Genomic DNA, 16,148 nt, shown 5'->3' on the forward strand with positions numbered 1-16,148 from the left:
TCTACAAGAATAAAAGCATATAAAATTTTATTTTGTGGAAAATTACTATTGTCAATAAAAAAAGATGAGAGTATAATTTCTCCGTAAAAAATAATCCGGCGAGGCGGAAGAAGCTGATGCCGGCGGTGACGTAAAACAGGAGGTAATGTTGTATGGTAAAAGCAGTAGTAGGAGCTAACTGGGGAGATGAAGGAAAAGGCAAGATTACAGACATGCTTGCAAAGCAGGCAGATATTATTGTTCGTTTTCAGGGTGGTGCCAATGCCGGACACACAATTATAAATGATTATGGAAAATTCGCACTGCACACGCTTCCATCCGGTGTGTTTTATAGTCATACAACAAGTGTTATCGGAAATGGTGTTGCTTTAAATATTCCGGTTCTTATGAATGAGATCCAGTCTATTGTTGAGAAAGGCGTTCCAATGCCGAAAATTCTTGTGTCAGACAGGGCGCAGATTGTTATGTCATATCATATTTTATTTGATCAGTATGAAGAAGAAAGACTGGGAGGAAAATCATTCGGTTCCACCAAATCCGGTATTGCTCCGTTTTATTCTGATAAGTTTGCAAAGATTGGATTTCAGGTTAGCGAATTGTTTGATGAAGAACTGTTAAAAGAAAAAGTTGTACGTATTTGTGAACAGAAAAATGTACTTCTTGAGCACCTTTATCATAAACCGCTCCTTACACCGGAAACTTTGTTAGAAGAGCTTCATGGATATCGTGATACAATCCGTCCATATGTGTGTGATGTGTCACTTTTCCTTTATAATGCATTAAAAGAAGGAAAAGAAGTACTTCTGGAAGGGCAGCTCGGTACTTTAAAAGATCCGGATCATGGAATTTACCCAATGGTAACATCGTCCTCGACACTGGCGGCATATGGAGCTATCGGAGCCGGTATTGCGCCATATGAGATTCAGAAAATCATTACTGTTTGCAAAGCATATTCAAGCGCAGTGGGTGCAGGTGCTTTCGTAAGTGAAATTTTTGGAGAAGAAGCAGATGAATTAAGACGCCGCGGTGGAGATGGCGGTGAATACGGAGCAACAACAGGACGTCCGAGACGTATGGGCTGGTTCGATTGTGTTGCTTCCAAATACGGATGCAGAATGCAGGGAACGACAGATGTTGCGTTTACCGTATTGGATGTGTTGGGATATCTGGAAGAAATTCCGGTATGTGTTGCCTATGAGATTGACGGCGAGATTACAACAGACTTCCCGACAACACATTTGCTGGAAAAAGCGAAACCAGTATATGAGATTCTTCCGGGGTGGAATTGTGACATTCGAGGAATTAAGAGGTATGAAGATCTGCCGGAGAACTGCCGCAAATATATCGAGTTTGTTGAAGAGAGACTTGGCTATCCGGTTACAATGATTTCTAATGGACCGGGAAGAGACGATATTATTTATCGTCAGAAATAAAAATAGAAAGAAAAGTCAGAAAAGTTCTATGCAAGAAAAATCGTCTTGTATAGAACTTTTTTTATGCAGTTTTTCTATGATACAAAAGATTTACAAAAAACAAATCAGAAAAAAATAATAAAAACAGATAAATAAACTGAAAATATAATATATATCATATAAATTTTAAGAAAATATTAACAAATGCAAAGGAGGAATATGATATAATCATTATAACAAAAAAGGTAATATTGGAGGTGGTGTTATGACGAAGAAACGTAAGAATCTATTTGCATGGATTTGCTTTGCAGCAATGCTGATTGGAATGAACGGTTATGCGGCAGAACCAGAGCAGCCAAAAGAAGATCAAAATACAGATCAGGTTAAACTTGTAATTCTTCCAGATGAAGAAAAAGATGCTGCAACGCTAGAAATTGGAGATGCCTTCGCGATGAAGCTGTTACTTGAGAATGTTTCTGAAGCAGATATATCTCCAACAATCGTTGTAACATCAACAAGTGAAGAGAATGCGGTAAAGATTGTAGAATTAGAAGCCAACGAACATCTAAAAGCAGTGAGAAAGCTTGAAACAGCTTTAGAAGCAGATGTGACTTTATTAAAAGCCCATGAAAAACTGGAATTGCAGATGAACGCAGTTGTTCCGGAAGAATTGGCAGGTAAGAGCATTGCAGTAAATGTAACAGCGAAAGGTACAGACGATGCAGTATACGGAGCAGCGAATCTGGAATTGAAAGTAAAAGCGGTTGAAGAAGAGAAACCAGAAGAACCGGAGCAGCCGGAAGAGCCGGAACAGCCAGAACAACCGGAAGAACCAGAAGATTTGGAACAGCCGGAAAAGCCAGAACAGCCAGAGCAGCCAGAAGAACCGGAACAGCCGGAAGTACTGGAACTGGATGTGAAAGTGGAGGCATTGAATGATCTAAGCGCAATTAAGCGTGGAGAGACATTTAAAATGGTATTTACCATTACAAATCCGAATAAAACAGATCTTATGAATGTATTTGTTTCAGCAGACATTGCGAAAGATGAAGATGGAAATGAAACACTTGGCATTGGCAGCATGACAATTTCAGATAAGTTGAAAATCAAAGATCATTCTTTCGAAGTTGGAGAAATAAAATCCGGAGAACAGGTCATTGTGACATATGAAGCTATCATTCCAAAAGATGTGAAAGAAACAAATCTGTACTTTATTTATCATGTATCCAGCTGGGATTTTGAAAACAATGAACCATTTGCTCAGAAAGGCGGTTTGGAACTCTTAACTCTTGCGGAAGATACTCCTGACACGAGCGAAGAGGACAAGAAAAAAGAAGAAGAGTTGAAGAAGCAGGAAGAAGAACTGAAGAAACAACAGGAAGAAGCAAAGAAGAAGGAAGAAGAGCTGAAGAAACAGCAGGAAGAAGCAAAGAAGAAGGAAGAAGAGCTGAAGAAAAAAGAGGAAGAACTAAAGAAGAAAGAGGCAGAAGCGAAAAAGAAGAAAGATGAGGAAGCCAAAAAGAAAGCTGCTGAGGAAAAGAAAAAAGCTGCACCTAAGACCGGCGATCATACCAATATATCTGTAATTGTACTGTGCATGCTGTTGGCAGCAGCAGTTGTAGTCGTATCTGTCAGAAAGAGGATTCTTAAATAAGAAATTGATTTTCCTGCTCCTAAAATAGGAGTCAGAGAGTCGCTGTAATTGTTGAACAGCGGCTCTCTTTTTGTTGTAATTTGCATGTATTAAAGGTATAATGAAAAAAAACACACGAAGCAAATAAAAGAAAGTGACAGGAAGATGGCATGGACAAAAAAGAATGGGAAAAAATAGGAAATTCTGTGCGGGATATCGTGGAAAATGCGATAAACTCACAAGATTTTCAAAAATTAAATCAGACAATCAGTAATGTTGTAAGCAGTGCAGCCGACAATATTACAGGAAATATAATGCGTCAGACAAAGTACGCGAAGCAACAGAGAGAACAGCAAGAATTGGCATTGCAGAAAGAAAGAGAAAAAGCAAGACTGTACATCAATGATAAGAAAGTCTGGAGCAGTGGACTTGGAATGGTCATTCCCGGAGCAATTTTGGGAGGGATTTTTGGTTTTGGCTTATTGTCCTTGCTTTTATTGATGATAATTGGAGAGATGTTTTATCCGGCGATGAAAATTGGCGCAATACTGCTTGGTGTTATTACATGTTTGCTATTCTGTCTGGTAACAGGCGGGCGCAGAAAGATGAAAGGAATCACCAGATTTCGAAAATATCTGCAGAAATTGCAGGATACGCAATACTGTAATCTGGAGGATTTGGCTGCATATACAGGAAAATCTGTTGGTTATATAAGAAAAGATATTCAGAAAATGATTGAAAAAGGCTGGTTTCGGGAAGGGCATTTTGATCGAAGTAAAACTTGTTTTATGACATCAGATAAAGTATACGAAGAGTATCTTATGCTTGAGAAACAAAAACAGGCAGTTCAAGCAGCTGACTTGACATCAGATCAAGAGAAAGCAGAGAGGAAGACAGCGAAAAAACTCAGTGAAGAAGCACAGCAGATCATTCAAAGCGGACAGGACTATATCGAAGAAATCCGGAGGTGGAATGACAGAATTCCGGGAGAAGAAATTTCAAGAAAGATTTCCAGAATGGAGTTTCTTGTGAAAAAAATTTTTGAGAGAATTGAACAACATCCGGAGCAGATAGATGACATTCGCCGGCTTTTAAAATATTATCTTCCTACAACCGTAAAATTGCTGCAGGCATATGCGGAGCTTGAGAGTCAGTCTGTTGATACAGAAACGATCCAGAATTCTAAGAAAGAAATAGAAGCAACGTTGGATACATTAAATGAAGCATTTGAGAAAATGTTAGACGGTCTGTTTCAGGATACAGCCTGGGATGTGTCTTCAGATATTTCCGTACTGCATACAATGCTTGCGCAAGAAGGATTGACAAAGAAAGATTTTACAGAAAGGAATAAATAAGAGATGGAAGAGAAGAAGTTTGAAGCATTTACAGATACACCTACATTGACGTTAGAACCATTTGCCGAAGAAGAAACTCCGGCAGAAGTTATAAAGACAGAAGAAACATGGAACGATAGTGTTCTGACAGAAGAAGAACAGAAGCAGGCAGAATTGTTTGCCCAGCAGATTGATATTACGAATACAAATATGATTTTGCAGTACGGTGCAGGAACGCAGAAGAAAATGGCAGATTTTTCAGAGGCAGCGCTGGAAAATGTAAGAACAAAAGATCTGGGAGAAATCGGTACGCTTCTCGAAGGGGTTATCGGTGAATTGAAGAATTTTGATGAAGAAGAGAAAGAAAAAGGTTTCTTTGGACTCTTTAAAAAAGCTTCTAACAAAATGGAGGTTATGAAAGCCAGATATGATAAAGCGGAAGTAAACATTGAGAAGATTACGTCTGCTTTGGAAGAACATCAAGTAAAATTGATGAAAGACATTGCAATTCTTGATAAAATGTATGAAACAAACTTGACTTATTTTAAAGAGCTGACAATGTATGTAGTGGCTGGAAAGAAAAAGCTGGTGCAGATTCGTGAAAATGATCTGAAACAGCTGTTGGATAAAGCGACAAGAACGAATTTACCGGAAGATGCGCAGGCAGCAAGAGATTTAGAGGCATTTTGCAACCGATTTGAAAAGAAAATCCACGACCTTGAATTAACGAAGATGATCGCGATGCAGACAGCGCCGCAGATTCGTCTTGTGCAGGGGAATGACACGATGATGGTAGAAAAGATTCAGTCTACGATTGTCAATACGATTCCGTTATGGAAGAGCCAGATGGTAATTGCCCTCGGAGTGGAAGATTCGCTGAAAGCTTCTCAGGCTCAGCGCGCAGTGACAGATATGACGAATGAGCTGCTGAAGAAGAACGCACAGGCATTAAAAATGGCATCTGTAGAAACGGCGAGAGAGTCTGAGCGGGGAATTGTAGATATGGAGACATTGAAACAAACGAATGCGTCCTTGATCGAGACATTTGATGAAGTGATGAAGATACAGGAGGAAGGAAGGCAGAAGCGCAAGGAAGCAGAACAGGAAATGTATCAGCTTGAGCAAGATCTGAAGCAGAAATTACTTCAGATCCATCGTTAAGAAAGGAGTACAGAATTATGATTATTACAACAACACCATCGGTAGAAGGAAGAAGAATTGTTGAGTATCGTGGAATTGTATTTGGAGAAGTGATTTCCGGTGTGAATTTTGTGAGAGATATTGCAGCGTCTTTCAGCAATTTCTTTGGGGGAAGATCCGGAAGTTACGAAGAAGAACTTGTTCAGGCAAGGCAGAATGCACTGATCGAACTGGAGCAACGCGCAATAGACCGGGGAGCAAATGCAGTAGTAGGCGTTGATATTGACTACGAGGTACTTGGTACGGACAATGGAATGTTGATGGTTACAGCAAGCGGAACGGCTGTTGTAGTGGAGTAGAGAGAAATTCCCTGAACGTTGAGGTAAAAGGATTTGCCAAAATGTTCAGGGGATTTTTTTGTATCAATGTATCATTGTCGGTTTCTGATTCGCTTAAAGAAGTTGAATGCCATGTGCCAGTGCCTCGCGGGCAATTTCGTCCGGCCATACAGAGGACTGTACTTCTCCGATATGTGCTTTGCGCAGATAGAACATACAGATGCGCGACTGTCCGATTCCGCCGCCGACAGTGTAAGGAAGTTCACCGTTTAGGAGAGCTTTCTGGAAGTCCAGCTCTGCTCTGGCTTCACAGCCGGAAAGCTTTAGCTGACGGGCAAGTGAACGTTCATCCACGCGGATGCCCATAGAAGAAAGTTCTAAAGCAATATCCAGTACAGGGTAGTAAACGATGATATCGCCGTTTAAGTCCCAGTCATCATAGTCCGGTGCACGTCCGTCATGTTTTTCTCCGGAAGCAAGCACTTTGCCAATCTGGGAAATAAATACAGCTTTCTTCTGTCTGGCAATTTTGTATTCTCTTTCTTTTGGTGTGCAGTCCGGGTATAGATTCTCCAGTTCCTGTGATGTGATAAATGTAATCTCATCCGGAAGAAGCGGTTCAATATAATTGTAACGTCTGGAAATATACTGTTCTGTATCTTTCAGAGCAGAATAAACTTTCCGAACAGTGTATTCCAGTGTTTCGGTATTGCGCTCCTCACGGGAAATAATTTTCTCCCAATCCCATTGATCTACAAAAATGGAATGAATATTATCGGTATCTTCGTCACGGCGTATCGCATTCATATCCGTGTAAAGACCTTCACCGGAATGGAAATCATAGCGCTTTAGCGCCAGACGTTTCCATTTGGCAAGAGAGTGAACAATCTCAAATTCAGCATCGTTTTGTTCGCGCACACCAAAGGAGACAGGGCGTTCAACGCCGTTGAGATTATCGTTCAGACCGGTACTCGGATTTACAAAAAGCGGAGCGGATACACGAGTCAGGTGCAGTGCCTTTGCAAGGGCACGCTCAAAATGGTCTTTTACTTCTTTGATGGCAACTTCGGTTTCTCTAATATTCAGTGGAGAAATGTAGTTATCCGGAATGTATAAATGTTCCATAACAGCATACTTCCTTTCTGTCATTTTTATATACCTAATAATATAGAATTCGCTCTGTTTGGATGTCAAGTGATTTTTGTAGTTTTGACAATAAATTATAAATTATTTTTAAGAAACAAATTAGAAAGACTTTAGAGTTCAGTCATAAGGGTGTCACAATTGATTGTTAGAATCAGAATAGAGTGAGGGAAGTGAAAATAAAAAGCATATTTTTTATCTTTGTGTCATATAGATGATAATGTCGGTATTCGAGAATAAGGAGGTACAGCATATGAAGCAAAATGAGAAACAGACAGTAAAAGGTGTTATATCAATTGAAGAATACCTGAAAAAGAGAAAAGAGAATTTAACGAAACGTCAGACAGGGGAAGAAAACAGAAAAAGTTCTGCGCTGATGCTGGCAGAACTTTATATTTGAGCAATGGAGTAATGGAAGTTGTCTAATTGTCATCAGAAGAATCTGTTTTATTTTGGTTAGAAAGCCGGGTAAAAAGTACGATACCATAGCAGAGAACCGGGACAATGAGCGATAGTGCGATCGAGAATTTGAACATAAGCATTGTCTTTGGATTATCCAGAAGTGCAAAGATGAAAGTGCAGAGATACATTCCAACGAGCAGAAGAACACCGGCGCCTGCTGCGATTCTTTTAAATTTTTTCATAATTATCATCCTTTTTATGAGAATTTTTAAGGATATTATATAAAGAATCTTGGAAAACTGCAAGAAATAGTATATAATATGCGAGTAAAGAATGAAAATATACAAAGGAGTATTTTGAAATGAGTTTATTAGAGCAATGGCATGAAATAGCATATTCAAAAGAAATGGACAGAGCAGCATTACAGAAGTTCTGGAATGCATATTTTTTAACAGAAAAAGGAATTTATGAGCAGCTTCTTTCCAATCCGGATGAAGAAGTGAAAGGAACTGTGAAGGAACTGGCTGCAAAATATGGTGTAGAAGTTCTGACAATGGTTGGATTCCTTGATGGTATCAACGAGAGTCTGAAGACAGAGAATCCGATTGAGACTATGGATGAAGAAACAGTTGTCAGCCTTGCATTCGATAAAGAAAAGTTATACATGAACATGGTAGATGCAAAGGCAGAATGGCTCTATGAACTTCCACAGTGGGATGAGATCTTCACACCGGAGAAAAAAAGAGAACTCTATAAAATCCAGAAGAACTCAGGAACAATCAGAAAGCCGAAAAAGATCGGAAGAAATGATCCGTGTCCGTGTGGAAGCGGAAAGAAATATAAACACTGCTGCGGCAGATAGTTAGATGAGGAAGTCAGATGCAGATCGTATCTGGCTTCTCTTTTATTTCAGGAGGAAAAGGTGTGATTTTACTTGGGTGTATTTGTTTTATATATTATTTTGTAATGGTATTTTCTTCCAGACGATGGAATACGACGTTCTCAGGTTTTTGGATTTTTCTTGGTATTATGTTTTTGGTGCTTGGAAGAGGGTGGGCATATTTGCCGGAATACATTCGGGCGGTTATTGGATGTATTGGAATTTTGACAGCGGTGGCTATTGCGATTGTAGAAGGAAAAATTATAAAAGCTATGGTACAGCAGGAACCGGACAGTCTTGACTGCATGATTGTGCTGGGAGCTCAGGTGCGTGGAAAAAAAGTGACAGATGCTCTTCGCAGACGACTTGATCGGGCTTTGGACTATTATAGAACACATCCGACAAATAGGATTATTGTGTCGGGAGGGCAGGGAATTGGCGAAGAAGTCAGTGAAGCAGAAGCTATGGCAGAATATCTGAAGAAGAGAGGGGTACCGGAAAGAGATATTTTTCTTGAAGACGCATCAGTATCTACCTATGAGAATTTGGTGAACAGTAAGAAGATCATTGGAGAGCTGCGAGGGCAGAAAATAGGAATTGTGACGAATAACTTTCATATTTACCGTGCCATGAAACTGGCAGAAAATGTCGGATATGGAAAGGTATATGGACTGGCAGCCAGTACAAAACCAATTGTATTGCCAAACTATATGATGAGAGAGTTTTTTGCAGAGGGGAAACGAGTATTATTCAAATTTGTTCGTTGACAAATCAAGTCGCCGTGTTATAATAGGAACATATATGAAAAGCGATGACGAGACGAGTAAGATGTGAAAAGATCCAGAGAGAAGAACCATTGGCTGGAAGTTCTTTATCACAGAAGCATCTGAAGACTACCTCTGAGCGGCAGCAAAACTGCACGGTGATTCCGTTATCATCAGAATAAGTGGTTCCAGTCAGAAGACTGGTACAAGCGGGGTGGAACCGCGAGTTACCATATCAACTCGTCCCTTGCAGTGAAGTGATTCATTGCAGGGGATTTTTTATTTGGAAATGAAGGAGTGAAATGACATGCAGCTTCGTCCGTATGAACATCAGATACAGTATTACGAGACAGATCAGATGAAGGTGGTGCATCATTCAAATTATATTCGCTGGTTTGAAGAGGCGAGAACAGATTTTATGAGACAGATTGGTCTTCCTTACGAAGAACTGGAAAAGAAAGGAATTCTTTGTCCGGTGCTGGAAGCCAGTGCAAAATATCTTCGGATGTTGAAATTTGGCGATACAGCCAGAATTGACCTGACGATCAAAGAATATAATGGAATCAAGCTTGTGATCAGCTATCAGGTTGTGAACAAGAAAACAAATATGATTCACTGTAAAGGAGAGACTTCGCACTGTTTCCTGACAGAACTTGGGAAACCGATCTCTCTGAAGAAGAATTATCCGGTATACCATGAGAAGTTTATTTCATGCATGGAACCGGAAGAAACTGAGGAACCGGATAAGTTGGAGACAGCAGCAGAACCTCAGATAGATGAAAAAGATAATGAGAAAGAAAAAGTGGAGGAATAAGTTATGAAGATTACGTTAAAAGATGGATCTGTCAGAGAATATGCAGAACCAAGATCAGTCCTTGAGATTGCAGAGGATATTAGTGAAGGACTTGCGAGAAATGCAACAGCAGGAGAAGTGAACGGGGAGGTAGTTGACCTGAGAACGATTGTTTCAGAAGATTGTGAGCTCAGTATTCTTACATTCCAGAATGAAGCGGGACAGGGGGCGTTCAGACATACTGCTTCCCATATTCTTGCGCAGGCAGTAAAACGTCTCTATCCGGAGACAAAACTTGCAATCGGACCGTCTGTTGCAGATGGTTTCTACTATGATCTGGATAGAGAGACACCGTTTACAGCAGAGGATCTTGAGAAGATTGAAGCAGAGATGAAGAAGATTGTAAAAGAAGCACTTCCGATTACAAGCTTTACAAAACCAAGAGAAGAAGCAATTGCTTATTTTGAAGAAAAAAATGAACCATATAAAGTAGAATTGATCCAGGATCTTCCGGAAGATGCGGTCATCAGTTTCTATCAGCAGGGTGAATTTGTGGATCTGTGTGCAGGACCGCATCTAATGAATACAAAAGCAGTAAAGGCTCTGAAACTGACAAGCCTCGCAGGTGCGTACTGGCGTGGAAGTGAGAAGAATAAAATGCTGACACGTATTTACGGAACAGCATATCCAAAGAAAGCTGACCTGGAAGCATATCTGACAATGATCGAGGAAGCGAAGAAACGCGATCACAGAAAGATCGGAAAAGAACTTGGTCTGTTTATGATGACAGAAGAAGGACCTGGATTCCCATTCTTCCTGCCAAAGGGAATGGTGTTGAAGAATACACTGCTGGATTATTGGAGAGAGATTCATAATAAAGCAGGCTATGTAGAGATTTCTACACCGATTATGCTGAGCCGTCATCTGTGGGAGACATCCGGTCACTGGGATCACTACAAAGATAATATGTATACAACAGAGATTGATGAAATAGATTTTGCGATCAAACCAATGAACTGTCCTGGTGGAGTGCTTGTATACAAATCTGAGCCGCGCTCCTACAAAGATCTTCCGCTGCGCCTGGGAGAACTTGGACTGGTTCACCGTCATGAGAAATCAGGACAGCTTCACGGACTGATGCGTGTGCGCTGCTTTACACAGGATGATGCACATATTTTCATGACACCGGAGCAGATTAAAGATGAGATCAAGGGTGTAGCAAAACTGATTAATGAAGTTTATACATTGTTTGGATTTAAGTATCATGTGGAGCTATCTACACGTCCGGAAGACAGCATGGGAAGCGATGAAGACTGGGAAGTAGCAACAGAGGCACTTCGTAATGCGCTGGACGAACTTGGACTTGATTATGTGGTAAATGAAGGCGACGGCGCATTCTACGGTCCTAAGATTGATTTCCATTTGGAGGATTGTCTTGGAAGAACATGGCAGTGCGGAACAATTCAGCTTGACTTCCAGCTTCCGCTTCGATTTGAACTGGAATATATTGGAGCAGACGGAGAAAAACACAGACCGATTATGATCCATCGTGTTGCATTTGGCTCTATCGAACGTTTCATCGGTATTCTGATCGAGCATTTTGCAGGAGCATTCCCAACATGGTTATCTCCGGTACAGGTAAAAGTACTTCCGATTTCTGACAAATATCTGGAATACGGCGAAAAAGTTCTGGCAGAATTAAAAGAAGCCGGAATCCGTGCAGAGATTGATACAAGAGCAGAAAAAATCGGATACAAAATCCGCGAGGCACAGATGAATAAGATTCCGTATATGCTTGTTGTCGGTGCAAAAGAAGAGGAAGAAGGAGTAGTTGCAGTCAGAAGCAGATTTGCCGGGGATGAAGGTCAGAAAACACTCAGTGAGTTTGTGGATGCAGTGAAAGAAGAGATTGCCAAAAGAGCAATCAGAAACGTAGAAGAAAAATAAATCAAGTTAGTTATATCATCTATTTCAGGGCATATCATTAATTTTTTTGAAATGGAATAATTTTAAGAGATCGGGCAAATACTATCAGAGAAAATAATGAAAAAAGGAGATAGGATTATGCCAGAATTAAGATGTACAGTACAGACTTGTCTGCACAATAAACAGAACTATTGTGCATTAGATACGATTAAAGTTGGCGGTGATACTGCAAAAAATGCGGCAGATACTTGTTGTAAAAGCTTTGAAGAACGAAAAGGCAACACTTACAGCGATGTAACAGGAGAAGCAACACCGACAGCAATGATTGACTGCAAAGCAAAAGAATGTTGTTATAATCATGATTGTAAATGCGAAGCAGGAAAAATCAGCGTGGAAGGAAGCAGCGCCTGTGAATGCGGTCAGACACAGTGTGCAAGTTTCGAATACAAGTAAATATGAAAACTGCCGGACGGCTGTGAGCGGATGGGCATCTCTTCATGAAAATGAAGGGATGCTCTTTCATTATCTGGTTGACTCGGTTAGAAGCAGCGCGTTATAATAAGCGGAGACAGTTGGAAGGAGGCACCTTTAGGGGACATTAGTAAAATATATGGAAAAATCAAGCAAAAATCAAGAAGAATTGGAAAAAGAGCAGCAGTCTGTTGCTGCAGAGAGAAAAATAAATGACGGAGAAGACGAGCGCGAAAAAGCATACTATGAGAAGCGCCCGAATCTGAAAGGGAAAGGTCCGTCCAAAATACGGGAACAGTTTAGCAGAGGTATGACGAGTTTTCTCGTAATTGCAGCTGCAATTTTGTTCTATTTTGCATTGTTGAGAGTAAGCAATCTGTCCAGCGTAATTGGTAAGATTGTGGAAGTATCGAAACCGATCATTTACGGATTGGTTATTGCCTATTTATTGAATCCATTGTGTAAGCAAATCGAAAAATTACTGCAGCCCCTTTTAAAGATTTATACAAAGAAGCAAACAGCAATTGAGAAGATTAGCAGAACAACAGGAATTATTGCTTCTATCTGCATCGGTCTTACGATAGTGGCAACCCTTTGCAATATGGTAATTCCGGAGCTTTATACGAGTATCCGCGATATGGTTTATACACTTCCGGATCAGTTGAATGAAGGACTTGCATGGCTGAATGAAATTCAGATTGATGATTCTACCACAGGAAAAATTTTTAATCAGGCTTTGCGGGAGGGAACAGAAGCGCTGCAGAACTGGCTGCGGACAGATCTTCTGAGTCAGACAAATATCCTTATGAGCAATCTGACATCGGGAGTCATTAACATTGTGAATGAAGTGATGAATGTTTTGATTGGAATTATTGTTTCTGTGTATGTATTGTTTAGCAAAGAAAAATTCAGCGCGCAGGCAAAAAAGGCGGTTTACGCATTAATGACACCTCCGCATGCCAATCTGACACTCCATATTGTTACAAAAAGTAATCAGATTTTCGGCGGCTTCATGATCGGAAAGGTAATTGATTCTATGATCATAGGGGTACTTTGTTACATAGGAACAGCGATTCTGCAGATGCCGTATGCATTGCTTGTCAGTGTGATCGTAGGTGTAACAAATGTGATTCCATTCTTTGGACCATATATCGGAGCAATTCCTTGTATTATTCTGATCGGGTTAGCAGATCCGTTAGAAGGACTGTATTTTGCTATTTTTATTTTGCTGCTGCAGCAGTTGGATGGGAATGTGATCGGACCGAAAATTCTCGGAGATTCTACAGGTTTGTCAGCTTTTTGGGTTATTTTTTCTATCTTGCTTGGCGGAGGACTTTTTGGATTTATCGGAATGGTGATGGGTGTTCCGACATTTGCAGTAATTTACTATATTGTCGAGATGTTGATTAATTACAAATTAGAGAAACGGAATCTGCCGACAAGAACGCAGTGTTATGATAATAAGAGTTATGTAACAGATGACGGGACATATGTACCGGTAGAAGAGCAGGAAGAAGTACAGCAGGAACAGGAAAGAAATTAAGCATGAAATAGAGCTTGTTATGCAAAAGAAATAAGGATGTGGTAGAATGTGGTTTTTATTTGCTCTCTTGTCAGCAGTATTTGCGGCGCTCACGTCGATATTGGCAAAGATTGGTATTAATGGAGTCGATTCCAATCTTGCCACAGCAATCCGAACAGTAGTAGTGGTATTTATGGCATGGGGAATGGTGTTCCTAACGAATGCGCAGAGCGGAATTTCAGAAATCAGCAAGAAGAGCTGGATGTTTCTGATTTTATCCGGTTTGGCAACAGGGGCATCCTGGCTATGTTATTATAGGGCGCTTCAGATTGGCGAAGTGTCAAAAGTTGTGCCCATTGACAAATTAAGTATTGTAATTACACTGGTTCTGGCATTTGTCTTTTTGCATGAAACATTCACAGCAAAATCGTTGATTGGCTGTGTACTGATTTGTGCCGGAACATTGCTCATGGTGTTATAAACAAATGAAATAACGCATAAATGCGAGCAGGAACAGATGAGGTAATAAAATATGAAAAGACAGATTCAAATGACAAAAGAAGAAATGCTGACCTTACTTAAAGGAGATGTGATACCGGCTCTTGGTTGTACAGAGCCGGTTTGTGTTGCGCTCTGTGCGGCAAATGCCGGAAAAGTTCTGGGAGAAATGCCGGATCAGATAGAAATCAGGGTAAACGCAGGGATTTACAAGAACGGCATGTCAGCAGGAATTCCAAACTGCGAAGAAGTGGGACTTCCCTATGCGGCGGCACTGGGAGCAGTTCTGAAAAATCCGGAAAAGGGACTGGAATTATTAGAAGATGTCACGAATGATACACTGAAACAGGCATTTGAACTGATTGAAAAAGATCAGGTGCATGTTAAAGTTGCCAAGGAGGAGAAGAGTATTTTTGTGTGTTGTGAAATGACTTCCGGAAAAGAAACATCCAGCTGCGAAATACGAGGTGCACATACAAACGTAGTGTACCTTGCGAAAAATGGCAGATCAATTCTGGAACAGGCAATGAATGGAAGTACAGGGGGAGAGCATCCACTTGTGGAGAAGCTCTGTCAGATGCGGATTTCAGACATGCGGGATCTGGTTGACACGGTAACGGAAGAAGAACTGCATTTTTTGCTTGATGGTGTGGAAATGAATGAAAAGCTTGCAAAATATTCTGAGACAAAGAAAACAGGTGTCGGGATTGCAGATGCATTTCGCTCAGAAGAAACGGGAACTGAAAACATATCAGGAAAAGCTCTTCTGGGGAATGACCTGATGGCGCGGATCATTACGAAAGTTGCTTCAGCGGCAGAGAGTCGTCTCGATGGCTGCCCGCTTCCTACGATGAGTAGTTCCGGTGCGGGAACAAAAGGTCTGGTTGCAATTCTGCCGGTAAGTGAGACGGCGATGGCGGTTGGAGCATCACCGGAGCAGGAGGTGCGCGCACTTGCGCTTTCTCATCTTGTGAATCGTTATATCAATGCAAAGATTGGAAAATTATCGCCGATGTGTACTTGTGTAATGGCAGCGTCAACAGCAGCGGCGGCAGGAATGGCATATCTTTTCGGAGGAACAAATGAGCAGATCGGATATGCGGTTCGCAATATGACAGGAACGGTAACCGGAATGCTCTGCGACGGTGGAAAGGTAGGATGTTCCATGAAAGTAGCAACAGGATCGACGGCAGCGCTCATGTCAGCAATTACCGCGGTTTATGATGCACCACTCAGGGCAAGTGATGGTATTTGCGGAAATACTCCGGAAGAATGCATTTCTAACATGGCGCTTATTGGGAAAAAAGGTATGGCAGATACGGATACTGTAATTTTGGAAATTATGGAAGCGAAGTCATAGCAATTATATATGGATAAAAAAGGAAAACGACTATGGAAATCAGAAGAGCAGAAGAAAAAGATATTAAAAAAATAAAAGAGTTACTAAGTCAGGTGTTGGATATCCATGCAAATCTGCGTCCGGATATTTTCATTCCGGGGACAACCAAATATACTGATGAAGAATTAAAAGTAAAAATTGCGGATGAGCAAAAACCTGTTTATGTGGCAGTTGATGAGAATGATGAGGTGCTTGGATATGCACTTTGTAAAATTCAGGAACCGATACAGTCTAATAATATGATTCCGTTCCGGATTTTGTATGTGGATGATCTCTGTGTAGACAGTACAATTCGGGGAAAACATATTGGCAGACAGTTGTTTGAATTTGTCAAACAGGAGGCAAAACGCCTGAAATGTTATGAAGTGACATTAAATGTGTGGGAAGGCAATGAGAGTGCGAAGCATTTTTATGAAAAAATGGGAATGAAACCAAAGAAAACGCACATGGAACTGATTTTAGAATAGCGGTAAATAAAATAATTTTTCTTCCT

At 40.7% G+C, this 16,148-nt stretch carries 17 protein-coding genes and 1 other annotated feature; of the genes, 15 read left to right on the plus strand and 2 right to left on the minus strand.

The annotated features are described in order from the left end of the window. Nucleotides 1-152: 152 nt before the first annotated feature. The 5 genes from KFE17_00800 to KFE17_00820 all read left to right on the plus strand — a co-directional run bounded on the left by KFE17_00800 (nucleotide 153) and on the right by KFE17_00820 (nucleotide 5,878). Nucleotides 153-1,433 carry an adenylosuccinate synthase gene (locus tag KFE17_00800; protein ID QUO32336.1) on the plus strand — a complete coding sequence of 427 codons (1,281 nt, stop codon included), beginning with the start codon at nucleotides 153-155 and terminating at the stop codon, nucleotides 1,431-1,433. A 244-nt stretch (nucleotides 1,434-1,677) separates the two neighbouring features. Next, entirely contained in the window at nucleotides 1,678-3,066 is a 1,389-nt protein-coding gene (locus KFE17_00805) for a hypothetical protein (protein QUO32337.1), read from the plus strand. A gap of 149 nt (nucleotides 3,067-3,215) precedes the next feature. Further along, nucleotides 3,216-4,400: a 5-bromo-4-chloroindolyl phosphate hydrolysis family protein gene (locus tag KFE17_00810; GenBank protein ID QUO32338.1), complete on the plus strand. Its 1,185-nt coding sequence runs from the start codon at nucleotides 3,216-3,218 to the stop codon at nucleotides 4,398-4,400. A gap of 3 nt (nucleotides 4,401-4,403) precedes the next feature. Then, the gene (locus tag KFE17_00815; GenBank protein ID QUO32339.1) at nucleotides 4,404-5,540 is read left to right on the plus strand and encodes a toxic anion resistance protein; all 1,137 of its coding nucleotides are present in this window, start codon (nucleotides 4,404-4,406) and stop codon (nucleotides 5,538-5,540) included. A gap of 17 nt (nucleotides 5,541-5,557) precedes the next feature. Next, nucleotides 5,558-5,878: a putative heavy metal-binding protein gene (locus KFE17_00820; protein QUO32340.1), complete on the plus strand. Its 321-nt coding sequence runs from the start codon at nucleotides 5,558-5,560 to the stop codon at nucleotides 5,876-5,878. Nucleotides 5,879-5,971: 93 nt separating this feature from the next. Here KFE17_00820 and KFE17_00825 read toward each other — a convergent pair whose 3' ends face one another. After that, nucleotides 5,972-6,982, minus strand: a complete 1,011-nt coding sequence (locus KFE17_00825; GenBank protein QUO32341.1) for an aspartate--ammonia ligase — start codon at nucleotides 6,980-6,982, stop codon at nucleotides 5,972-5,974. Between the two features lie 271 nt (nucleotides 6,983-7,253). Here KFE17_00825 and KFE17_00830 point away from each other — a divergent pair, with 271 nt between their 5' ends. Beyond that, nucleotides 7,254-7,400, plus strand: coding sequence for a hypothetical protein (locus KFE17_00830; GenBank protein QUO32342.1), 147 nt, complete (start codon nucleotides 7,254-7,256; stop codon nucleotides 7,398-7,400). Nucleotides 7,401-7,422: 22 nt separating this feature from the next. On the opposite strand, the gene KFE17_00835 is transcribed toward KFE17_00830, so the two are convergent. Further along, nucleotides 7,423-7,644 (minus strand): hypothetical protein, encoded by a 222-nt coding sequence (locus KFE17_00835; protein QUO32343.1) that lies wholly within the window; start codon nucleotides 7,642-7,644, stop codon nucleotides 7,423-7,425. Nucleotides 7,645-7,763: 119 nt separating this feature from the next. On the opposite strand from KFE17_00835, the gene KFE17_00840 reads away from it, so the two are divergent. The 9 genes from KFE17_00840 to KFE17_00880 all read left to right on the plus strand — a co-directional run bounded on the left by KFE17_00840 (nucleotide 7,764) and on the right by KFE17_00880 (nucleotide 16,122). Further along, nucleotides 7,764-8,264, plus strand: coding sequence for an SEC-C domain-containing protein (locus KFE17_00840; protein ID QUO32344.1), 501 nt, complete (start codon nucleotides 7,764-7,766; stop codon nucleotides 8,262-8,264). Between the two features lie 17 nt (nucleotides 8,265-8,281). Beyond that, the gene (locus KFE17_00845) at nucleotides 8,282-9,049 is read left to right on the plus strand and encodes a YdcF family protein (protein QUO32345.1); all 768 of its coding nucleotides are present in this window, start codon (nucleotides 8,282-8,284) and stop codon (nucleotides 9,047-9,049) included. Nucleotides 9,050-9,084: 35 nt separating this feature from the next. Continuing rightward, nucleotides 9,085-9,297, plus strand: a binding site (T-box leader). A gap of 56 nt (nucleotides 9,298-9,353) precedes the next feature. Further along, nucleotides 9,354-9,860, plus strand: coding sequence for an acyl-CoA thioesterase (locus KFE17_00850; GenBank protein ID QUO32346.1), 507 nt, complete (start codon nucleotides 9,354-9,356; stop codon nucleotides 9,858-9,860). A gap of 3 nt (nucleotides 9,861-9,863) precedes the next feature. Continuing rightward, a complete protein-coding gene (gene thrS, locus KFE17_00855) occupies nucleotides 9,864-11,786 on the plus strand; it encodes a threonine--tRNA ligase (GenBank protein QUO32347.1) in 1,923 nt (640 codons plus the stop codon). Between the two features lie 117 nt (nucleotides 11,787-11,903). Further along, complete coding sequence (locus KFE17_00860) at nucleotides 11,904-12,218, plus strand: DUF1540 domain-containing protein (protein QUO32348.1); 315 nt, start codon at nucleotides 11,904-11,906, stop codon at nucleotides 12,216-12,218. Between the two features lie 157 nt (nucleotides 12,219-12,375). After that, nucleotides 12,376-13,779 carry an AI-2E family transporter gene (locus tag KFE17_00865; protein QUO32349.1) on the plus strand — a complete coding sequence of 468 codons (1,404 nt, stop codon included), beginning with the start codon at nucleotides 12,376-12,378 and terminating at the stop codon, nucleotides 13,777-13,779. A 46-nt stretch (nucleotides 13,780-13,825) separates the two neighbouring features. After that, nucleotides 13,826-14,239 (plus strand): EamA family transporter, encoded by a 414-nt coding sequence (locus KFE17_00870; GenBank protein ID QUO32350.1) that lies wholly within the window; start codon nucleotides 13,826-13,828, stop codon nucleotides 14,237-14,239. Between the two features lie 69 nt (nucleotides 14,240-14,308). Next, the gene (locus KFE17_00875; GenBank protein ID QUO33574.1) at nucleotides 14,309-15,616 is read left to right on the plus strand and encodes a serine dehydratase subunit alpha family protein; all 1,308 of its coding nucleotides are present in this window, start codon (nucleotides 14,309-14,311) and stop codon (nucleotides 15,614-15,616) included. A 32-nt stretch (nucleotides 15,617-15,648) separates the two neighbouring features. Continuing rightward, nucleotides 15,649-16,122 (plus strand): GNAT family N-acetyltransferase, encoded by a 474-nt coding sequence (locus KFE17_00880; protein ID QUO32351.1) that lies wholly within the window; start codon nucleotides 15,649-15,651, stop codon nucleotides 16,120-16,122. Nucleotides 16,123-16,148: the final 26 nt, after the last annotated feature.

Source organism: Faecalicatena sp. Marseille-Q4148 (assembly GCA_018228665.1).
Classification (GTDB): Bacteria; Bacillota; Clostridia; order Lachnospirales; family Lachnospiraceae; genus UBA9414.